The sequence below is a fragment of the Azospirillum sp. TSO22-1 genome, assembly GCF_003116015.1.
Taxonomy (GTDB): domain Bacteria; phylum Pseudomonadota; class Alphaproteobacteria; order Azospirillales; family Azospirillaceae; genus Azospirillum.
This window is the reverse complement of sequence record NZ_LGQZ01000005.1, coordinates 53,312-73,904: the sequence shown is the minus strand read 5'-3', so window position 1 is coordinate 73,904 and position 20,593 is coordinate 53,312. Positions and strand designations below refer to the sequence as shown.

Sequence of the window (20,593 nt, the reverse complement as noted above, 5' to 3'; positions counted from 1 at the left end):
GGGGGCTATGGCTTTCGGGAATGGCCGTTGCCCCCACCCCCACCCTCCCCCAGCGGGGCTGGGGGAGGGAGAACCGCCGCCTCCGTCCCATTCCCGTCCCCTTGCCAACCCTCTGTGGTCACACCGCTCCGATGCCCGTTGAAAGGACTTATTAACTATCCGAAAGATACGGTGATCCCGTCCGGAAACGGCCGGACTCCCTCGCTCGCGCAACGGATTTTCCATGACGGCGCACGCCGACGACGACGATCTCGCCACGGAAGGCTTGCCGCGTAAGAAGTTCAGCGGCAAGAAGCTGGTGCTGTTCGTCATCCTGCCGTTGCTGCTGCTGATCGGCGCCGGCGCCGGCGTGTACTTCTCGGGCGTGCTCGACATGCTGCTGGGCAAGAAGCACGAGGAGCACGTCGAGGAGAAGCCGCCGCAGGTCGAAGGCCCGCCGGTGTTCTACGACCTGCCGGACATGCTGGTGAACCTCAACAGCACCGGCAAGCGGCCCGCCTTCCTGAAGATCAAGATCTCCATCCAGGTGTCCAAGCGCGAGGACATCCCGGCGATCGAGCACGTGCTGCCGCGCATCGTGGACAACTTCCAGGTCTACCTGCGCGAGCTGCGCCTGGAGGACCTCAAGGGATCGGCCGGCATGTACCGCCTGCGCCAGGAGCTGCTGCTGCGCATCACCGCGGCGGCGTACCCGGTGAAGGTGAAGGACGTGCTGTTCCGCGAAATGCTGGTTCAGTGAGTGCCGGTTCGATGAAGGGGCGCGTCGGGAGCGGACGATGAGCAACACGGACGAGCTGAGCGAAGAGGAACGCCTCGCCGCCGAATGGGCCGCGCTCGCCGAGGACAGCGGCGACATGGGTGGCGGCGGCGACGGCGGCGGCGGTTCCACCCGCGTCCTGAACCAGGACGAGATCGACAGCCTGCTCGGCTTCGACCAGGGCGCCGGCGGCGACGGCGACAACTCCGGCATCATGGCGCTGGTCAACAGCGCGCTCGTCAACTACGAACGCCTGCCCATGCTGGAGGTGGTCTTCGACCGCCTCGTCCGCATGATGTCGACGTCCTTGCGCAACTTCACCTCCGACAACGTCGAGGTCAGCCTCGACCAGATCTCGTCGGTGCGTTTCGGCGACTATCTGAACTCGATCCCGCTGCCGGCCATGCTCTCCGTCTTCAAGGCGGAGGAATGGGACAACTACGGCCTGATGGTGGTGGACTCGGCGCTGATCTACTCGATCGTCGACGTGCTGCTGGGCGGCCGGCGCGGCACCGCGGCCATGCGCATCGAGGGCCGCCCCTACACCACCATCGAGCGCAACCTGGTCGAGCGCATGGTGCACGTGGTGCTGTCCGACCTGTCGGCCGCCTTCGACCCGCTGTCGCCGGTCACCTTCCGCTTCGACCGGCTGGAGACCAACCCGCGCTTCGCCACCATCGCGCGGCCCGCCAACGCGGCGGTGCTGGTCAAGCTGCGCATCGACATGGAGGATCGCGGCGGCCGGCTGGAGCTGATGATCCCCTACGCCACGCTGGAGCCGGTGCGCGAACTGCTGCTCCAGATGTTCATGGGCGAGAAGTTCGGCCGCGACTCGATCTGGGAAACCCACCTGGCGTCGGAGCTGCTGGTCACCGACGTCGATCTCTCCGCGGTGCTCGACGAGATCACCATGACGCTGCACGACGTGCTGAACTGGCGCGTCGGGTCGCGCATCCTGCTGAACGCCACGCCGGACGGCGCCATCGAGCTGCGCTGCGGCGACGTGTCGATGTTCCAGGGCCGCATGGGGCGCAAGGGCGGCCACATCGCCGTGCGCCTCGAGAAGGAACTGCCCAAGCAGGAGGTCATGCGCCTATGAGCCCGACCGTCTCCCTGGTGCTCGACCTCGTGATGATGGGGCTGCTGGTCGCCACCATCGCCTACGCCATCATCCTGAACCGGCAGATCGTGCGCCTGCGCGAGAGCCGCAGCGAGCTGGCCGAGCTGATCCAGGGCCTGAACGACGCGATGGCCAAGGCCGACACCAGCGTGCGCGGCATGAAGGCGACCGCCCACAACACCGGCGAGGGCCTGCAGAAGACCATCGACAAGGCGGCGACGTTGCGCGACGAGTTGCAGTTCATGATCGAGGCGGGCAACACGCTGGCCGACCGCCTGTCCGGCTTCTCCGACGACCGGTCGCGCCCGGCCGCCGCCAAGCCGGCCGCCGGCAGGCCCCAGGGGCTGCGCCCGCTGCTCGACGAACTGGACGAGGGCCGCGCCGCTCCGCCGCCGCCGGTGGCCCGCCGCGCACCGCCCCCTGACGACGACCGCCCGCGTGACGGCGAGGAAGGCCTGTCGCGGGCCGAGCGCGAGCTGCTGCGCGCCATCGAGAACCGTCGCTAAGGGGCGCCGGCCATGACCGACACCACCGCACCCGCGGCCCCCAGGCCCCCCGCCACCGCTCCGGCAGCCGCCGCGAAGCCGGCGTTGCCGAAGGCCGCGCCGAAGCCGGCCGCCAAGCCCACCGTAAAGAAGGCGCCGCCCCGCAAGCCGGCCAAGCCGAAGCGCACGCCGCTGCTGGCGCGTCTGGCCGCGCGGGCGAAGGAGGTGCGCTTCCGGGTGCTGCCGCTGATGATCTTCGTCGCGGTGCTGCTGCTGGGCCTCCGCGTCGGCGAGCTGTGGCGCCTGGCGACCCGCGACTACCGCCTGCCCGAGTTCCCGACCTCGCTGGCGGAGAACCCCAAGCCGGTGCCGCCGGCCGCCAACGGCGCCCCTCAGAACGGCGCCAAGCCGCCGCCCCCGCCGGCCAACGGCGCCCCGCCGCCGGCGCCCGCCGTCGCACCCCCGGCCCCGGGCGGGGCGAGCAACGCCGCCATGGCGCCGGCCGACGGCGAGCTGGCCCAGCACTACGCGTCCCGCCGCGCCGACGCGGAGCGCCGGCTGAAGGACGTCGAGCAGCGCGAAGCCCTGCTGGCCGCCACCGAGAAGCGCGTCGAGCAGAAGATCCAGGAACTCGACAAGATGCGCGCCGACATCCAGAAGATGCTGCGCACCGGCGACGACAAGCAGAACGCCCAGATCGAGAGCCTGGTCAAGATCTACGAGACCATGAAGCCTAAGGAGGCGGCGCGCATCTTCGAAGAGCTGGACATGCCGGTGCTGCTCGACGTCATCCAGCGGATGAAGGAGCAGAAGACCGCGCCGATCCTCGCCTCCATGGACCCGGTGAAGGCGAAGCAGGTGACCTCCGCCCTGGTCGAGCGCCGCGTCATGCCGTCGCTGCCGCAGCAGTAGTAAGGGACATTGCCTCAAGCACTCTCCTTGCCGTCATCCCCGCCTGCGCGGGGATGACGGTATGGGAGGGTGGCGGATGGCCGGGAGACGCCACGCGCCGAACTGGACGCCGCCCCGCCTCGGTTAACCCCGTCTTAACCGAACCATTTTAGGTTAAGACGGGCTCGGAGGGCCCGATTCGCTTATCTTTTGCGCGACGGCGCGGACGGGTCCTGCCATGACGACAGCCTCCCCGATGGCGGAGCAGAAGCTCCTCAGACAGCGCCTCGACGCCGCAGCGGCCGAGGCGCGCGCGCCCTTGTCGCGCGACATGGTGGCCGGCATCGTCCGCGAGGTGCTGGACAGCATGGGCGGCGACGTTTCCGCCCACGACCTGCGGCTCTACCGCGAGCTGGAGGAACTGGCGCGCTACATCCACCACGTGAAGAGCGAGGTGGCGGCGATCCGCCCGGCCGACATCCGCGACGAGCACATCCCCACCGCCACCGACGAGCTGGACGCCGTGGTCGGCGCCACCGAGACGGCGACCTTCGCCATCTTCGACGCCTGCGACGCCATCGGCGCGGTGGCCGGGGCGGTGGACGCCGAGAACGGCGCCAAGCTGAACGATGCCGTCACCCGCATCTACGAGGCGTGCAACTTCCAGGACATCACCGGCCAGCGCATCACCAAGGTGGTCAAGGCGCTGAGGCACATCGAGACGAAGGTGGAGGCGCTGGTCGCAGCGCTCGGCGAGGAGGCCTTCCACGCCTCCGACCCGCCGCCGCCGGCCGCGGAGGCCGAGGACGATCCCGACAAGGCACTGCTGCACGGCCCGCAGAGCGCGGGGCAGGCGATCAGCCAGGACGAGATCGACCGCCTGCTGGCGAGCTTCGACTGACCATGGCCTTGCCCGGCAAACCGCCCGTTCCCGAGGGGCAGCACGGCGGCAACGGCAGCATCGTCCTGCTGCTGTCGCTGTTCCTGCTGCTGCTGGTGTTCTTCATCGTGCTGAACGCGCAATCGGTGCAGGCGGTGTCGCGGGTGAAGGCGGCGCTGGGCTCGCTGGAGAAGAGTTTCCACATCGACCCGCGGCTGCGCCACGGCGACGACCCGTTCGCGTCGCGCGCCGGCACGGTGATCGCCGTGCAGCGGCTGGACGGGGTGGGGGACCTGTTCGCCTCCGCCATCGCGGTGTCCAAGGTGACGACGGTGTCGCCGGGCCAGTTGATGGAGGTGCGCTTCGCCGCCGACGAGCTGTTCGAGCCGGGCACCGCCACGGTGCGCCGCGACCGTCAGGGACTGATCGACCGTGTCGCCGAGGCGCTGCGCGAGTCCCGCGCCGGCGAGCGGGTCGAGCTGGACGCGTTGCTCGCGCTGTCGCCGAACGCGGTCAGCCAGCCGCCCGGCCCCATCGAGCGGGCCGGCGCGCTCGCCCGCACACTGGTTGCCGACGGCGCTCCAGCGGAGGCGGTGACGGTGGGCATCGAGCGCGGGGAGCCGGGCGAGGCGCGCCTGCTGTTCTCCATCCGCCTGACCGACGCCCCCGGGCGGGGAGGGCGGCGATGATCCGCGTACCGAAGCTGGCAAAGCCGGACGCGCAGGGGGCCGCCGCGCGCAAGACGATCTGGCTGATCAGCTTCACCGACCTGATGTCGCTGCTGCTGGCCTTTTTCGTGCTGATGTTCTCGATGACCGAGCCGCAGGTGCAGCGCTGGACGAAGATGACGCAGGGACTGTCGGCGCGCTCCACCGCGACGCGGCCGTCCGATGCGCCGCCGGTGCCCGCGGCCGCCTTCAACGCCGCCACGATCGAGACGGAATCGGCGATCAACCTGGACTATCTGGGCGCTCTGCTGCACGGGCAGGTCGCCGGATCGGCGGAACTGGTGGGCGTGCAGGTGGTGCGCGAGGACGACCGGGTGGTGATCGGCCTGCCCGGCGAGGTGTTGTTCGAAAAGAACGCACCGATGTTCTCGCCGCGCGGGCGCCGGGTGCTGTATCTGCTGGGCGCGGTGGTTGGCCGCATCGGCAACCGCATCGAGGTGGTCGGCCACGCCGAGCGCGAGGACGTGCCGGCCGAGCAGGCCTGGGAACGCTCGCTGGGCCGCGCGGTGGCGGTGTCGATGGCGCTGCGCGAGCACGGCTACCGGCGCGAGCTGGTGGCGCGCACCGCGATGGGCCGGCTGCTGCGCACCGACATCGCGGGGCCGCGCGTTGATATCGTCGTGCGCGAGACGAAGGAGTAGGGCGATGGGCTTCGGCGCGAACGGGCATCGGCGGGCGGGCGGCCTTCTGGCCGTGTCCCTGCTGCTGGCCGCGGCCGGGGCGGACGCCGCCGCCGTGCCGGTGCGCGCCGCCGCGCACAAGGACTATGGCCGTCTCGTCTTCGACTGGCCGCAGAAGGTGGAGTTCTCCGCCCGCGTCGAGGGCGAGCGGCTGGTGGTCAGCTTCGACCAGCCCATCGAGGCGGCGATGGACAAGGCGGTGGCGGCGCTGTCCGCCTACGTCGCCGCCGGCCGCGTCGGCGCCGACGGCAAGAGCGTGGAGTTCGACCTGAAGCGCCCGGTGACGGTGCGCGCCTTCCGCGGCAACGGCAACGGCGTGGCGCTCGACCTCACCCCGGCGACCGCTGCCGCAGCGGCTGCAGCGGCGACCAAGGCAGAGCCGCCCAAACCGGAACCGGCGAAAGCCGACCCTTCCAAAACCGAGCCGGCGAAGCTGGAGCCGGCGAAGCCCGCGGCGTCGCTGACGCCGGTGGCGGCCCCGGCCGCTGTGAAGTTGCGCGCCGCCGACCACCCGACGCACAGCCGGGTGGTGTTCGACTGGACGGCGCCGGTCGAGTACACGCTGCAGCGCGACGGCTCGTCCGTGACCATGCTCTTCGACAAGGCGGCGCAGGCCGACCTGTCGCCGGTCGCCAAGACCAAGCTGCGCAACATCGCCAACCTGGAGCAGTTCAAGGCGCCGAACGGCGGCCTCGCGGTGACCTTCGCGGCCCCGCCCGACGCCGACCTGCGCGAGTACCGCACCGGCAACTCGGTCATCGTCGACGCCCTCAACCCCGGCACCCGCAAGGCCGAGCCGGCGCAAACCGCGGCCGCCCCGCAACCGCCGTCGCCCACGCCGCCGCCGGCCCCGGCGCAACCCGCCTCCCCGCCGCCGGTCCCGACTCCGGCTCCAGCCCAGGCCGCCCCCGCGGCGCAGCCGCCGATGCAGCCGGTCACCGCCGCGCCGGCCAAGCCGGTGGAGCGCGAGAAGGGGCCGGTCCTGGCGTTCGACGCCGGCGGTCCGGCCGCCGCGGCGGTCTACCCGCGCGCCGGCTATCTCTACGTCGTGTTCGACAAGCCGCTTCCCATCGGCGCCGGCACCGTCACCGGGCCGGGGGCCGAGCAGGTGGGCACGGTGGAGCCGGTGCCGGCGACCGGCGGCAGCGCCTTCCGCACCCGCATCGGCCCGTTCATCTGGCCGCAGGTGGAACGGCAGGGCACCGTCTGGCGCATCGTGCCGATGACCCGGCTGACCGCCCCGCCGGCCGAGGAGCTGCGCGTCGATTCCGAGCCCGACTTCCTGCTGGGCGCCCGCATCGTGGTGCGCGCGCTGGACGCCGCCAACGTCGTGCAGCTGACCGACCCGGAGGTCGGCGACCGCCTGCACGTGGTGCCGCTGCCGCGCCCGGGGCAGGCGATCAACGAGACGCGCCGCTACCCGGACCTTGAGGTGCTGCCCTCCTTCCAGGGCATCGCGGTGCGGCCGATCAACGACGCGCTGACCGTCCGTCCGGTGAAGGAGGGTGTCGAGCTGACCTCGGCCGGCGGCCTGTTCCTGTCGCCCGCCGCCGACCTCGGCAGCCGCGCCACCGTCGCCCAGGCGCCGTCCAGCCCGATGCCGCCTCCGCCGCCGGCCGGCGCCGCGCCGACACCCCCGGCGCAGGGTGGCGCCTCGCCGTCATTGGCGCCGCCGCCGGAGAAGGCCGCGCCGATCCTCAGCAACAAGCGCCTGTTCGATCCCGACGGGTGGCAGCGCGGCGGACCGGAGAAGTACACGGACAACCGTCAGGCGCTTCAGCAGGCCATCGTCGAGGCGCCGGACAGCGAGCGCCCGCGCGCCCAGCTCGACCTCGCGCGCTTCTACTTCGCCAACGGCATGGGGGCGGAGGCGCAGGGCATGATGGACGTGCTGCAAGCCACGCAGCCCGACCTGGAGGGCTGGCCGGAGTTCCGGGCGCTGCGCGGCGCCGCGCGCGTGCTGTACGGCGACCTCGACGGCGCCGCCGCGGATCTGGCGCACCCGGCGCTGGCCGACAACGCGGAGGCCGGGCTGTGGCGCGCCGCCGTGTCCGCGGGGCTCAACGCGTGGCAGCCGGCGGCGCGCGGCTTCAAGGCGGGCGCGGCCATCCTCAACCGCTACCCCGAACCGCTGCTCAGCAAGCTCGCCACCATGGCGACCGAGGCGGCGCTGCAGAGCGGCGACACCGGCGAGGCCAAGCGCCTGCTCGACCGCATGGAGGCGCGCATCGGCCCGGAGGCCGACGAGCGGCCGGACATCCAGTTCCTGCGCGGCGAGCTGGCCCGCCAGCAGGGCGACCTCAACCGCGCCCACGACGCGCTGGAGAGGTCGTACGACAGCCTCGACCGCTACCACCGCGCCAAGGCCGGCCTGGCGCTGGTGAACCTGGAGCTGGAGCAGGGCAAGACCTCGCCCGCGGCGGCGGCGGAACGGCTGGCCGGCCTCACCTTCATCTGGCGCGGCGACGACATGGAGATGGCGATCCGCCAGCGCCTGGGCGAGGTGCAGGTGGCCGCCGGCAACTTCGCCGAGGGCTTCAACACCATGAAGGAGACCGCGGCGCTGATCGGCGACGGCCCGCGCGCGGAGCAGATCACCAAGGACATGGCCCGCATCTTCGCCGACCTCTACAAGGACGGTGCGTCGCGCATGCCGACGCTGGAGGCCCTCAAGCTCTACGACCAGTTCCGCGAGCTGACGCCGGTCGGCCCGGCCGGTGACGAGATCATCCGCCAGCTGGCGGAGCGGCTGATCCAGATCGACATGCTGGAGCGTGCCGCCGACCTGCTGCAGTACCAGACCGAATACCGCCTGTCCGGCGCCGACAAGGCGTATGTCGGCACCCGGCTGGCCACCGTGCGCCTGCTCGACAACAAGCCGGCCGAGGCGCTGAAGGCGCTGGAGATCAGCAACGTGCCGGACATGCCGGCCGATCTGGCGGCCGAGCGGCGGCTGATGCAGGCCAAGGCGCTCGACCAGCTCGGCCGCGGCGAGGAGGCGCTGGCGCTGCTGGCGCAGGACGACACCCGCGAATCGAACCTGCTGCGCGTCGACATGGCGTGGCGGGCGCAGAAGTGGGGGCACGCCGCGGTGGCGCTCGGCAAGGTGATCGGCCAGCCGCCGGCGCCGGGCCAGCCGCTGGAGCCAGAGCGCTCGCAGCTCGTGCTCAACCGCGCGGTGGCGCTGGCGCTGGCCGGCGACGGCACCGGGCTGGCGCAGCTGCGCAAGGAGTTCGGCGGCGGCATGGAGAAAGGCGCGGACGCCGACGCCTTCCGCGTGCTGACCCGGCCGGAGCAGGCGACCGGCCTGATCGACGTCAACACCATCCGCTCGCGCGTTGCGGAGGTCGATGTCTTCCAGAAGTTCCTCAAGGGCTACAAGGGCCGCATGGCCAACAGCAAGCCGAACAGCTGAGGCGGCGCAATTTCTACTCTGCGCTGTGGATCTAATGTTGCGTCGCACACGCCCGTTGTTGCCCCGCACCTGTGGAACTCGGGTTTCCAAGAGGTGGAAGCGGACGCGGTGTCGACGATTTTTCTCTATTTTTTAAGGTCTCGAACGGCATATACCTATTTCGGGGAAACCTGAAACAATTTCGCTAGCAGATCGGGGCGACGTGCCGACTTTCCTGCCGTTCCTGGCCGAGACTTCGCCGGCCGCGCTGCTTCTGGGCATCGCCCTTCTGACTCTGCTGCACGAGGACGTGGCCATCGCCGCGGGCGCCGGCCTCATCACCACAGGAACGGTGGACCTCAGCGTCGCGGCGTTGGCGCTGCTCGGCGGGATCGTGGCGGGCGACGTGATGTTCTACGTGCTGGGCACGCTGTCGCGGCGCAGCGACCGGCTCAGGACGCGCATGGAGGGGCCGGCGTTCCGGCGCTGCCGCGCCGCGCTGGAGCGCAACCTGCTGTTGGCGTTGCTGGCCTGCCGGCTGGTGCCGGGCATCCTGATGCCGACCTACGTCGCCTGCGGGGCGATGCGCATCAGCTTTGCGCGGTTCGCGCTGATCACCGTCGGCTCGGCGACGCTGCACGCCGGCGGCCTGCTGCTGCTGCTGACCTCCTCGTTGGAGGCGTCGGCGGTGGAGATTCAGGCGACCGGGCTGCTGCTGGTGGGTGTGCTGGTGCTGGCGCGCAGCGGCGCGCTGGCCCGGCTGCGCCGGCCGGGCGAGCCGGCGACTCCGGCGGTGCGGCTGCCGGGCATGCCGCTGGTCCCCGCCGGGTCGGGTGCCATCGGGCTGGCCGAGCGCATCTGGCCGCCGGTGTTCTACATCCCGCTGGTGGTGCAGTGGATCGCGCTGGGCATCAAGCACCGCAGCCTGACGCTGCCGACCGTCGCCAACCCGACCATCGAGGCCGGCGGCCTGCTCGGCGAATCGAAGATCGCCTGCCTGGACATGGTGCGCGATCCGGCGCGGCGCTGGGTCGCCACCTCGGTGCCGCTGACCAACGACGGGCGCTGGACGCCTGACTCGTTGCGCGAGCTGGTGGCTGGCGCCGGGCTGACGTTTCCGCTGGTGCTCAAGCCGGACATCGGCTGGCGCGGCTTCGGCGTGCGGCTGGTGGCCGACGCCGATGCTCTGCTCGCCGACCTCGCCACCTTCCCGGCCGATTGCGCCCTAATCGTGCAGGCCTACGTGCCATACGCCGGGGAGGCCGGCGTGTTTTACGTGCGCCGCCCGGGTGAGGCGCATGGCTTCATCTTCTCCATGACCTTCCGCTATTTCCCGCACGTGGTGGGCGACGGTCGCTCGACGCTGGCCGAGCTGATCGAGCGTGACCCGCGCGCGGCGTGGAAGGCTGACCTGCACCGCGTCACCCTGCGCGACCAGCTGCACGAGGTGCCGGAGACCGGGGCGATCGTACGTCTGCACCTCGTCGGCTCCAGCCGTGTCGGCGGCCTGTACAAGGACGCGCGCGCCTACGCTACCCCGGCGCTGACCCGCCGTTTCGACGAGATCGCCGACGCGATGCCGAACTTCCACTTCGGCCGCTTCGACGTCCGATTCGCCTCGGTCGAGCGGCTGATGGAAGGGGAGGACATCCAGATCATCGAGGTCAATGGCGCCGGCGCGGAGGCCATCCACGTCTGGGACCCGGACTTCAAGATGGTGGACGTCTACGCCGACCTGTTCCGCCAGCAGGCGCTGATGTTCGAGATCGGCGCCCTCAACCGCACCCGCGGCTTCCGGCCGTTGAGTCTGCGCGAACTGGCCGGATTCCAGCAGCGCCAGCAGCGGCTGCTGTCGGTGTACCCGGCATCGAATTAGGGCATCGAACTAGGTGTTTGCCCTGGCGTACGTGTTGCGCTATGGTGCGCCTCCGCTGTCGCTGGACCCGTAGCTCAGCTGGATAGAGCGCTGCCCTCCGAAGGCAGAGGTCGTGGGTTCGAATCCCGCCGGGTCCGCCACCAGCCCCTTGAAAATGCTGGTGATTCTGAAGTGGCGCAAAGCCGCTTAAGGCGAAAACCGCTCAGAAAGCGGCTATCAAATACAGAATAGGCACGTATCCAGAAAATAAAGGGAACAGCCGAAGCTGTTCCCTCTGATGTCTCAATGGCTTATCGAGAGACGGGCGTCAGAATGCGACGGCTGCAATTGCCTCTTGAACGAAGCTTGGGCTGTGATGCCCGTAAACCCGCTCAATCACCTCTTTGGACGTGTTGGTGAACTTGGCGATGCGCTCAAACGGCACGCCAGCTTGAACCATCCACGTAACCGCAGTGTGCTTCAGGACGTGGCTGCTAAGATGAGGGATGCCCGCTCGCTTGGCGGCGCCGCTCAGCGCAGTTTTCACATCCTCGACCCGTTCGCCGCGCCACTCGATCACATAGTCCGTCTCCGCCTTTTCCTTCGCCGCATTCAGTGCTGCAATGAGACGCTTGTTACCGGCGATGGGTGTAGAGCCGCGCTTCTTGTTCCCCACGTCCTCACCGAAGTGCAGCACTTCATGGCCGGGGCGGCTGAGGTCAACGTCGTCCCACTTCAGGTCTAGGATGGCCTCTCGGCGCTTGGCGGTGGATAGAGCGAGTAGGATGAACAGGGCCAAGTGGGAAGGCGATTCGCGCACAAGTGCGTTCGCCTGCTCCTTGGTAATCCACTCATCCCTAACTTTCCCCGACGACAGTTCAATTCGGAACTCGGGTTTACGCTCCGTCAGCCTCTCAGCGTGCGCCCAGTTGAAGGCAGCGCGAATCATACGAAGCTCCTTGTTGATGGTAGCTTCGCTGACGTTTCGGCCTCCGTAGCGTCCAGCGAATCGGGCTTGGGGCTTCTCTTGGCTGCGCTGCTTGATGTACTCAGCGACGTTGGACTGGGTAAACGACTCTGCCTTGAGGTTACCTATCAGGCGCTTTGGCGCGGCCAAAACGTAGTTAAGTGTCTCTGGGGATGCCACCGACCCAGTGCGGTGTTTAATGTAAGCGTCCACCACTTCGCTGATGGTCGGCTCGGGTGTGAGGCGCGGCTTGATGTAGTCGATTGCAAACTGGGCGCGGGCCTTTTCAGCCTCATGCGGGTCCTTCGTGCCAGTAGACTTATTCTTAGTTTTGCCATCCTCTTGGTAACGGATGATGTAATAGCCATCGGATCTCTGATCGAGGCGGAAGTTAGGGATCTCTAGTTTGATGCGTGGCATCGTCGAGTTGACCTTTTAACCGTCCAGCCTGCGACCGTGTTTGACGTTGAGTGACATTGTGTGCAGATTGCATCAGGAGGGTGTTGGTGTCAACACTCATCGTCACTCATTGTGTGCAGGTTGCATTCATGGCTAGGACGGCTGCGATATCGGTTCGGGTTGAAGAGGATCTGAAGGCCGCCGTCGAGAAGGCGGCGAAAGAGGACGCGCGTACCGTTGCTCAATACGTGGAACGCCTGCTAATCAGCCACCTGCGGGAGAAAGGGCTGTATTCTCCAAAGGAATAGAAGGCCGAAAAAGCAAAAGGGCGCTCCCTCTCGGGAACGCCCTTCACGTCTGCGGCCAAACTTCGATCTATCTAAGCGGCGGCCTTTCAATCGGCTGACGTATGCGCCACCCGTAAAGTACTTTACGAGTACCCTGTGTTCTGCACATTCCGTGGTCACGCTCCCTTGAAGGCGCCCATTTCCCAGAGTATCGCCATACCAGTTGCCTGGATCGTCTTCACATCATCTTTCCTTTGCCTCCATCGCTCTTGCCACCGAGCAGCGACCTCACGGCGGAACTTGGCTCGGGGGGACTGTGACGGCGGAATTGGCTCTTCGAAGAGTTCAATTGGAACAACGCCCCGGCGAATCCATGCGGCATCGATTCGTTGGGCCTTGGCCTCAGCCTTAGCCTCAAGGGTGCGAAGTTCGTCCAGCGTCAGCCAAACGCCTCCATCCAGTTTGACTTTTTCCAACGCGTTTCCGAAGATGTTAATCAGGGCTTCTGAGAGACGTGTTTTGGCACCAGAAGGCAAACGGACCCATTTGAAGGGTGATCCGGCCTGCTTGGCGAGCCGTGCTTCGCCAGATTCAGCCATAAGCACCCCCTTTGTGCTATAGGATATACCTATACCATGCAGGGGGTGCTTACACCTCCTCTTCAGTCGTTCAATCGTATCATCAATTACTGCTGCCAGCGGGATCAATTCGTCTTCGCCGTCTTCTTGATTGCGCCGTTCCCTCTCCACCGCTTTCTTATCCGGCCACAAGTCGGGACAGAACCGAGCAAGCGCCGTGTCCGAAGTGGGAATGACGCCTCCAGCCTCGATACCCCGCATTACCGCTTCGTCGAAATCGGTGGGCAGAACATCGCCCCACCGGAACACCTCGTCCAAATGAATACCGCGTGGGATGTTGCCGAGCACGTACAGCGTAACGGGCCTGTCGGCGCCCCGGTATACCGGCCGAATGCGGCCGTCCGCCTGCATCACCTGCCCCCAGGTTACAGCCTGAAGGATGCGGTTGGTACGCGGGTCGGGATGGGTACTCACCCACACCGCTTCCGGGTCTCCCGACTTGGTATGCAACTGGCGCCGTTCCGAAGGCGGCTTCAGACGCCCTGCGGAGTCAGGTTTCACGTCCGTCCATTCCCGGTCTTCTGCCATCCAGATGGCGCGGGCAAGGTCGCTGTAGTCGCGCGGCGTGGCCTGCGGGCGCCCGATCACGAACGCCAATTTCACACCCTTCCATCGATCGATACCGGCGAGCGCGTTGAACCATCCGACCGAACGCCAAACTTCGGGATCGTCGGGCACCCGATACAGGCCATCCTCAGCACCCTCGTTCAGGGCTTCGATGAGATCCTTGTAACTGATGACCATCGTTTCATCAGGACTGACACCGTGGAGGCGCATGGTATGCCGAATGAACCGGTCGAGGTCGCGCTGATGTGCTGCCGTCTTCTTGGACTTACCCTCGTAATTTGACAGTGCCCAATCCTTCGAGAAGGACCGGTCTGCCACCTGGAATACAGTCGCATGCTCCGACCACCGACAGGTGATATCTACCACCTCGTCGTCGGTGAGCATCGGCCACCACCGCCGCACGATCTCAGGGTCAAGATCCGCATCGAGGAAGACCGTGGGTGTCCGGAGACGGGTCTTCTCATTCCCTAGGGCACTCGGTTCCAGGGAACGGCGGAAGGTGACACTCCCGTTCACGATGGCGACCGCACCTGACCGCCTCTCCGACGACTTCGCCTTTTCGATGATCAGGACATCGCAGAGTGCACGATAGATGCGGATGCGGTCATGAAGCTCAGTAATGTTCCCAAGCTGCTTCTTGATCGCGGCATCCCCGAGCGTACCGTTGAGCAAGAGGTCAACGTCCCGCCGACACTTACCCAACAAGGTCTTTAGTTTTGCCAGTTCTGTCTCTGCGATGCTGAAGGTGCCGACCGGAAACCAGCCACCATCATCGAGGTCACCACAAGCCGCCTCAAGAGCTTTCATCAGGCGCTGCCAGAGCTTGGCGAGTTCGGCGCTGGCGTCGTTATCCGGGACTTGGTGGGCAACGTTGTCGTTGTCATCCTTGACCGCCTTCAGGCAGGTCCACCGCTGTCCTCGCATGAGGTCCAGCGCCAGCACGTCACGGGGGGCCGCATAGGCAGTCGAGATCAGCGACCCCCAGAACGCTTCGTCAATGACAATGAGGTCAGGTTTCCGCACGCCACCGGGTAAGCGGTGAGGCAGTGTGTCTGTGGCGATCAGGTAGACAATGCGCGTCTTCTCTTCGCCCTCCATGGACCGCAACCGTGACTGTTGGTCAATGAATGGGCAGTCCAAGTAGTGAGGGCAGAGCGGAGCGCCAGCGGTGCCGCAGAGCACCTTACCGACATTCCCGCCTACCTTCTGGATCTCTGCCGCCACTTCCGCACGCTGGCACATCGTAGGCGCATTGGTGCGGTTGTCTCTGTGAAGGCGCCCATAGACGTGGGCGAACTCCCAAGCGACAGCCTCCGACATCGGATTAACCTTCAGGCGACGCGTTCGTTCGGCCTCCAATGCCTGTTTGATCTCCTCCAACACGCCGTGAGTCGGCGCGACGTAGAGGACAGACTTGAACGGGCTGTCGAGGAGCCGCTTGACCATGCCGCGAGTCTTCCCGGTCCCGGTGGTCGCCTTCACCGCCAACAGAGGGGCGGGTGGGATCTCGGCACCCTCGCCCTCGGCATCGAACCTCTCGCCCCGCCACACCTCGGCCCGCGCGAAGAACCCGTCCAACGCCTTGGACAGTTCGGCACTTGCTTCCTCGGGGCTGTCGAAACGGGGAGCAGGCACGCCGAAGGGAGCGGAGTGGATCGCCTGCCGCTCGATGTTCAACCGCCAATCAATGACGCGCCCGATATTGTCTACCTCGCTATCGACGTACCCAGGATCGTGAACCGACCAATCCCAATCCGCCTGTTCGATGGCCTTGATGATGCGGTCTTCGAGCGCCCCCCGGTCCAACCGCATCCCATCCCGTCGAACGGCGGCCTTCACGGTGTCAACAATGGCGCCGTGACATTCCTTACCCAATCGCTTCAGGTGCCCGGCGATGCCGCGAATGCCGATACCCGTTTGTGTCCGTTCGTCACCCTGCTCCTCCCGATTCCGGCGCAGACCTGCCGGAAGCCATTCCGGAGGTGGGAGCAACAGCTTTACCGCGTCCCGTTCGCCTTTGATCACCTTGCAGCGCTTGCCGTTAGGGATGGGGTCGGTGACGCCCTTGGCCAGGACCGGTTTGGACAAGTAGATCACGTCATTTGGGCTGTAGGGTGCTGGGTCGAGAAGCCTGAAGCCGGCCTGTTCATTCTGGTATTTAACCCATCGCTCAAGGTCTCTGCAGGACAGAGGCTCCTCCAGCATGAAGGCAATGTGACATTTGGCCTTTCGATTCCCGAGGCCAGCACCACTGCTGAACTGGAACCACGCCGAAGCCCCCTGCATCTCAGAAGGTAGAGACTGAAGAACAAACGCGGTGACCTCGTCCGGTGTGTCGAGGATTGACAGTCCGATAGGAATCTCCAGTTCATCCAGATCAACCACGATGTAGGGGCAACGCCGGTCACGGATGGTCGGTTGTGTTCCATCGCTCTGTGGAACAGAGAGGCGGCGCATCTTCGCTCGGTCTACGCCTTCGATGATTTCGCCATGAACGATTGCGGCGTCGTACCGTTCAGCCGTATTTAATGCTACGGCGAAGCTGTCAAAGTCGTTAAACTCCAGAACAGCGCCTTGGAAGTGAGTTGCGTTTGCTGCACCTTGAGGTTCAGCATGCAATCGGCCATCATCTCGGCGCTTGATGACTTTGGCAGTAGAGCGAGGCTTTCCGGTGTTGTCCAGCGCGCGCAGCAGCGTAACGTGTTTAGCAAACGATTCCTGTATTTTCATTGATTTCTTGTGTCCAGGTTTTCTTGATCGGGAGTGAAGATTGAGGATCTATGTATTGCTGCGACGCGCAGGACCCAAAGGCCACTCGGAAGCGATCGCGCGACCTCTCTCTATGTGGGGCTCTATTTCGGGGAGCTGCCTCTACTGCCGCGAAGGGTGCATTAGTTGAAAACTTTTTCCCCTTCTGTGACCCGTAAAGTACTTTACACTGCCGAGTCCAAGCGCCGACACGTGGGGGCACGGATAGCTGGTCAGGGATTGTGGCAGGTTGGACGTGACGGTGAGGGCGTTCCAGGGATCACAGCAGGTTTGGGCGGCGCCGCTGCCAAGGTAGTGAGCATCCCACGCTCCATGGGGAGGAGGGGCACCACATAAATGAAGGGAAGGCGCACGGGCGCGGCATGACTGCTTTGCGCTCCCCAAGCGATGCACAGAGAGACGCGGATGTATGTGGCGCGGCGCTTTCATGAGGTATACTCGTCATGGTAGCGCCTTGGGGCCAATTCAGGGGATCACCATGCCAGCCGTCTACGCCTCAACGTCTCCGCAATGGTTTGCACACCTCGCGGCGCTTCAGCCCGTACCCACGTTGGTTGCGTTCTGGCGGCCGACAGATTCAGCGCCGACGAACATTGCTCCCGGTGAGGCGTGGTTCTTCAAAGAATGGGGAGCGCCGCGGGTTCTCGGATACGGCCGCTTCGTGGAGCGCGAGCGCACCACCCCGGTGGAACTCTGGTCAAGGTACGGACGCGCAACCGGGGCGCCAACACAAGAAGCCCTATTGGCGTCGATTGGCGCGGCTCGGAAGGGCGCCGCCGAACCGGACACTACCATCGGGAACATTATTCTGTCTGACTTCAGCGTGTTTGACCCGCCGCTCAGCCTGAACGAACTGGATCTTCCCAACCTGCCGGTGCCCTATCGGTACGTTCCTGCCGGCAACCGCCTTTTAGACCTAGCTGAGGCGCCTCCCCTGCGGCTGACCTACAATGAGCCGTTGGCCCCGATGCGCCAAGAGGTGCAGCGCGAAATCTTCGCTCGGAATGACGGGCATGTGGCCCACATCCGCCGTCTGTATGGCGGCCGGTGCCAAGTCAGCGGGGAGCCAGTGCTTGCAGGGCTTGCTACTGATCTTACTCACGTTCACCACATCAATTTTCTGTGCGCCGGCGGCGTGGACCACCCGTCGAACATGATCGCCCTGTCACCGAACTGGCACGCCATTGCGCATGCTCCCGGTACAGCGTTCGATTGGGCGACGCTGGAGTTTGTTGTCGGAGAGCAACGGTATGGTCTGGCGCTAAACCGTCACCTCACGCCGCGGCAGATCGCAGCGAGGCGCTGAAGACCTATGGGGGTGGAGGGCGGCATATCCCTTCTGAACTTGAGCGCGAACACCACCCTGAACAGGGCCGCTTTACCTCACCCCACCCACGCCACCTGCCGCCCAGCCGGATCGGCACCCTACCCCCGGCCCTGGGAACCCTTCCCATCGCCCCCGTGGAGGCGTTGGGCCGGCATTCCACCGGCATTCCGGAAGCCCGCAGATCTGGCACGAAAGCGTTGGGAGAATTTGCGTCTGGGCGGCCCAGAAACGTTGGGACTGGCGGTGCAAAGCCACCTGAGCACAACGCGGGGCGGCTTTGCCGAGCGTTTTGTCGCCAGCCCCATGGTACCGACCAAGATCAAGCTTGACGCCGAGTCTCAGCTCCGTCAAAATCCCTACAACGGTCGTTGATTGATTTTTGACAGAGAGGCGGGATCATGGCAGAGGGGCAGTTCGTCACCTACCTCCGCGTCTCGACGGCCCGTCAGGGGCGTAGCGGCCTTGGCATCGAAGCGCAGCGCAAGGCCGTCACCGATCATCTGAACGGCGGCAACTGGACCCTTATCGCTGAGTACGTTGAGACGGAGAGCGGAAAGCGCGGGGACCGGCCCGAACTCGCCAAAGCCCTTCAGGTGTGCCGCATTCATGGCGCAACCCTGTTGATCGCCAAGGCGGATCGCCTGAGCCGCAACGTCGCCTTTATCGCCACTCTGATGGAAAGCGGCGTACCGTTCGTTGCGGCCGACATGCCTCACGCCAGCCGGTTTGAATGGCACATCCGCGCGTCCATCGCAGAGCAAGAGACGCGGGATATCAGCGCCCGCACCAAGGCCGCTCTCGCTGCAGCTAAGGCACGCGGTGTCAAACTGGGTGGGGATAGGGGCAACCTGTCTCAGGTGCAGCGCCAGGGCAGTGCGGCCGGCAGCACCGTCATCAGGCAACAGGCGAGCCGTCGCGCCAATGACCTGGTGCCTATCGTGAGTGAGATCCGCGCCAGCGGCGTGACCAGCGTGCGCGGGATTGCCAAGGCGCTGAATGATCGCGGCATTCCTACACCGCGCGGCAAAGCGTGGGCGCCGCAGAGCGTCGCCAACCTTTTAGAGCGGATCGGCGCATAAATCGCGGCAGCGAGGCGCGGTACAAACGTTGTGCCTCAGGCGAGGCAGCGCACGGATCGGTAAAAAGCGCTGAACTTGTGCAGATCCATCCTTGTCGACTCATCTCTCTTGCGGCATACCTCCTAAAGGAGGACGCATGGCTGACGTAGAAGAATTGCTACGCCTACAAGCGGGTGACATTGACTTTGCGCACACAGATCTGCGCGAAGCTGACCTGTCAGGCATGGACCTGTCCGCTAGAATTTTCATCGGGGCGCATTTGGAGAAAGCTGTGGCGCGGGGCACGCGTTTCCGTCGCGCCAAGGTGACAGATGCACACATGATGCAATTAGACGCTGCCTCTGCAGATTTCTCAGAAGCCGAAGGTATATCGACAAGCTATTGGGGGGTTAATTTTTCGGGGGCTAATTTCTCAAAAAGCAATTTCTCTAGATCCCGCTTTGAAAAAGTGAACTTCGACCGGGTAAATTTCCGCGGCGCGGACTTTAGGGATGCAGTATTTGAAGAGGGAACCTCTTTCAAAGGGGCCTTTGCGGACGCGAACACCCTATTTGATGGTGCAACGATCTTTCGCCCACTCGCAAAGGAGGATGTATTCCGGTTTTACCGTGTCGAACTTGGGAAGCTCGTGCGTATCACAGACGCTGAAGAGCGACCAGAGCAATTTTTACGGCTAAAGGTAATCTCTCAGCCTGGAATTGATGCCGCAGCCCCCGCCTCCTCTGTAGCGGTGATTCGCCAGAAGATCGCCAGCCAGTCGAACGAAGTCTCTGCAATGGCTGCTGCACTTGCCTTTGCAATTGACGAGCACCTTGATGAACTGGCTGAGAAAAAGCCTAATGACCCACAGGCTTTAGAGTTTCATGAGCAGTATACATCTTTCCTGAGCGCCATTGCAGACGGCTTGCGCCAGATTCACGCAGCGTTGCTGGAGGCTAGTAAAGAAGTTGTTGCGTCTAAGAAAGAGGAAAAGCTATCGCTTGCGGCGCTAACTGCCAAGAGACTGGGGGATGAGGTTAGGTCATGGATCGATGATAATGGTAAGCTGGTAATTGACTATGGCGCAAAGACGGGCATGCTTGGTATTGGGACTTCGTTCCTTTCTTTGTGCGGGATACCAGCGTGGGAGGCTTTCATCCCACTCGCCACGGTAGTCGGTGGCGGGACATTCCGTGAAGGTATTGAAGCGCTGAAGGGGCTAAAGGGCAGAAAAAGTACTTCCAAGGCAAAGCGGGCTTCCAAGGAGAAAGGCGCCACCGCCAAGTGAGGCGACTCGCCTCCTGGCGAAGTGCAGAAAAAATCCTGGCGCCTGCTTTCCGCCTCGTATCGGTTAACGGGCACGAAAGGCGCATGCAGCATTGTCAAATCAATACCGCTCAATCGCGCAGAAAAGGGAAATTTAGCCACTATTTCTGCGAATAAACGCTAACGCCATCTACATTTATTTTTCTGATAATTAAAGTATACTAGGTATATGTAAAGTCATCCTGACAATAATATTTGGTTGTTGCTTTCCCTCCGAAGGCAGAGGTCGTGGGTTCGAATCCCGCCGGGTCCGCCAGTTTTCAGCGAAGATACGGTTTGTATCCACGCTAACACCCCCGTTCCCCCCTCCCCAGCGCCTTCAAAACGCGGTCGCGCATGTCCGGCACGTGCTGGCGGTGGACGCGGCGCAGCGTTTTCACGGTGGTTTCGGTATAGATGGAAACGTCTTCCATCTCCGCGATCTCGCCGACCGCCGACCGCCGACCGCCGAGCAGCGTAGACGGC

The 20,593-nt window shown here is 65.1% G+C and carries 15 protein-coding genes and 1 tRNA gene; 14 read left to right on the top strand and 2 right to left on the bottom strand.

What is annotated here, in order from left to right; genetic code table 11:
• Positions 1-223 precede the first annotated feature (223 nt).
• The 10 genes from TSO221_RS01560 (at position 224) to TSO221_RS01515 (ending at position 10,951) form a co-directional block, all read left to right on the top strand.
• A complete protein-coding gene (locus TSO221_RS01560; RefSeq protein ID WP_109116724.1) occupies positions 224-739 on the top strand; it encodes a flagellar basal body-associated FliL family protein in 516 nt (171 codons plus the stop codon).
• A gap of 37 nt (positions 740-776) precedes the next feature.
• On the top strand, positions 777-1,856 hold the full coding sequence (gene fliM / locus TSO221_RS01555; protein WP_109116723.1) for a flagellar motor switch protein FliM: 1,080 nt from the start codon (positions 777-779) through the stop codon (positions 1,854-1,856).
• Positions 1,853-2,383 (top strand): DUF6468 domain-containing protein, encoded by a 531-nt coding sequence (locus tag TSO221_RS01550; protein ID WP_109116722.1) that lies wholly within the window; start codon positions 1,853-1,855, stop codon positions 2,381-2,383. Before fliM ends, TSO221_RS01550 begins: the two co-directional genes overlap by 4 nt.
• 12 nt (positions 2,384-2,395) lie before the next feature.
• Complete coding sequence (locus tag TSO221_RS01545; RefSeq protein WP_109116721.1) at positions 2,396-3,274, top strand: hypothetical protein; 879 nt, start codon at positions 2,396-2,398, stop codon at positions 3,272-3,274.
• Between the two features lie 217 nt (positions 3,275-3,491).
• Positions 3,492-4,154 carry a protein phosphatase CheZ gene (locus tag TSO221_RS01540; protein ID WP_109116720.1) on the top strand — a complete coding sequence of 221 codons (663 nt, stop codon included), beginning with the start codon at positions 3,492-3,494 and terminating at the stop codon, positions 4,152-4,154.
• 2 nt (positions 4,155-4,156) lie between these two features.
• A complete protein-coding gene (locus TSO221_RS01535; protein WP_247877875.1) occupies positions 4,157-4,822 on the top strand; it encodes a hypothetical protein in 666 nt (221 codons plus the stop codon).
• The gene (locus TSO221_RS01530) at positions 4,819-5,502 is read left to right on the top strand and encodes a flagellar motor protein MotB (RefSeq protein WP_109116719.1); all 684 of its coding nucleotides are present in this window, start codon (positions 4,819-4,821) and stop codon (positions 5,500-5,502) included. The genes TSO221_RS01535 and TSO221_RS01530 overlap by 4 nt, the downstream gene beginning before the upstream one ends.
• A gap of 4 nt (positions 5,503-5,506) precedes the next feature.
• Positions 5,507-8,956, top strand: coding sequence for a tetratricopeptide repeat protein (locus tag TSO221_RS01525; RefSeq protein WP_109116718.1), 3,450 nt, complete (start codon positions 5,507-5,509; stop codon positions 8,954-8,956).
• A 202-nt stretch (positions 8,957-9,158) separates the two neighbouring features.
• Positions 9,159-10,811 (top strand): VTT domain-containing protein, encoded by a 1,653-nt coding sequence (locus tag TSO221_RS01520; protein ID WP_109116717.1) that lies wholly within the window; start codon positions 9,159-9,161, stop codon positions 10,809-10,811.
• A 63-nt stretch (positions 10,812-10,874) separates the two neighbouring features.
• Positions 10,875-10,951: transfer RNA gene (locus TSO221_RS01515), tRNA-Arg, on the top strand.
• A 167-nt stretch (positions 10,952-11,118) separates the two neighbouring features.
• Here TSO221_RS01515 and TSO221_RS01510 read toward each other — a convergent pair.
• Positions 11,119-12,177: a site-specific integrase gene (locus TSO221_RS01510; protein ID WP_109116716.1), complete on the bottom strand. Its 1,059-nt coding sequence runs from the start codon at positions 12,175-12,177 to the stop codon at positions 11,119-11,121.
• Positions 12,178-12,263: 86 nt separating this feature from the next.
• Here TSO221_RS01510 and TSO221_RS34800 point away from each other — a divergent pair, with 86 nt between their 5' ends.
• Positions 12,264-12,464 carry a hypothetical protein gene (locus TSO221_RS34800; RefSeq protein WP_146208671.1) on the top strand — a complete coding sequence of 67 codons (201 nt, stop codon included), beginning with the start codon at positions 12,264-12,266 and terminating at the stop codon, positions 12,462-12,464.
• A 155-nt stretch (positions 12,465-12,619) separates the two neighbouring features.
• On the opposite strand, the gene TSO221_RS01505 is transcribed toward TSO221_RS34800, so the two are convergent.
• Positions 12,620-16,378, bottom strand: coding sequence for a hypothetical protein (locus TSO221_RS01505; protein ID WP_146208670.1), 3,759 nt, complete (start codon positions 16,376-16,378; stop codon positions 12,620-12,622).
• Between the two features lie 517 nt (positions 16,379-16,895).
• On the opposite strand from TSO221_RS01505, the gene TSO221_RS34795 reads away from it, so the two are divergent.
• The 3 genes from TSO221_RS34795 to TSO221_RS01495 all read left to right on the top strand — a co-directional run bounded on the left by TSO221_RS34795 (position 16,896) and on the right by TSO221_RS01495 (position 20,090).
• Positions 16,896-17,723 carry an HNH endonuclease signature motif containing protein gene (locus TSO221_RS34795; protein ID WP_146208669.1) on the top strand — a complete coding sequence of 276 codons (828 nt, stop codon included), beginning with the start codon at positions 16,896-16,898 and terminating at the stop codon, positions 17,721-17,723.
• Positions 17,724-18,142: 419 nt separating this feature from the next.
• Positions 18,143-18,823 carry a recombinase family protein gene (locus TSO221_RS01500; protein ID WP_109116714.1) on the top strand — a complete coding sequence of 227 codons (681 nt, stop codon included), beginning with the start codon at positions 18,143-18,145 and terminating at the stop codon, positions 18,821-18,823.
• Positions 18,824-18,959: 136 nt separating this feature from the next.
• Positions 18,960-20,090 carry a pentapeptide repeat-containing protein gene (locus tag TSO221_RS01495; protein ID WP_109116713.1) on the top strand — a complete coding sequence of 377 codons (1,131 nt, stop codon included), beginning with the start codon at positions 18,960-18,962 and terminating at the stop codon, positions 20,088-20,090.
• Positions 20,091-20,593: the final 503 nt, after the last annotated feature.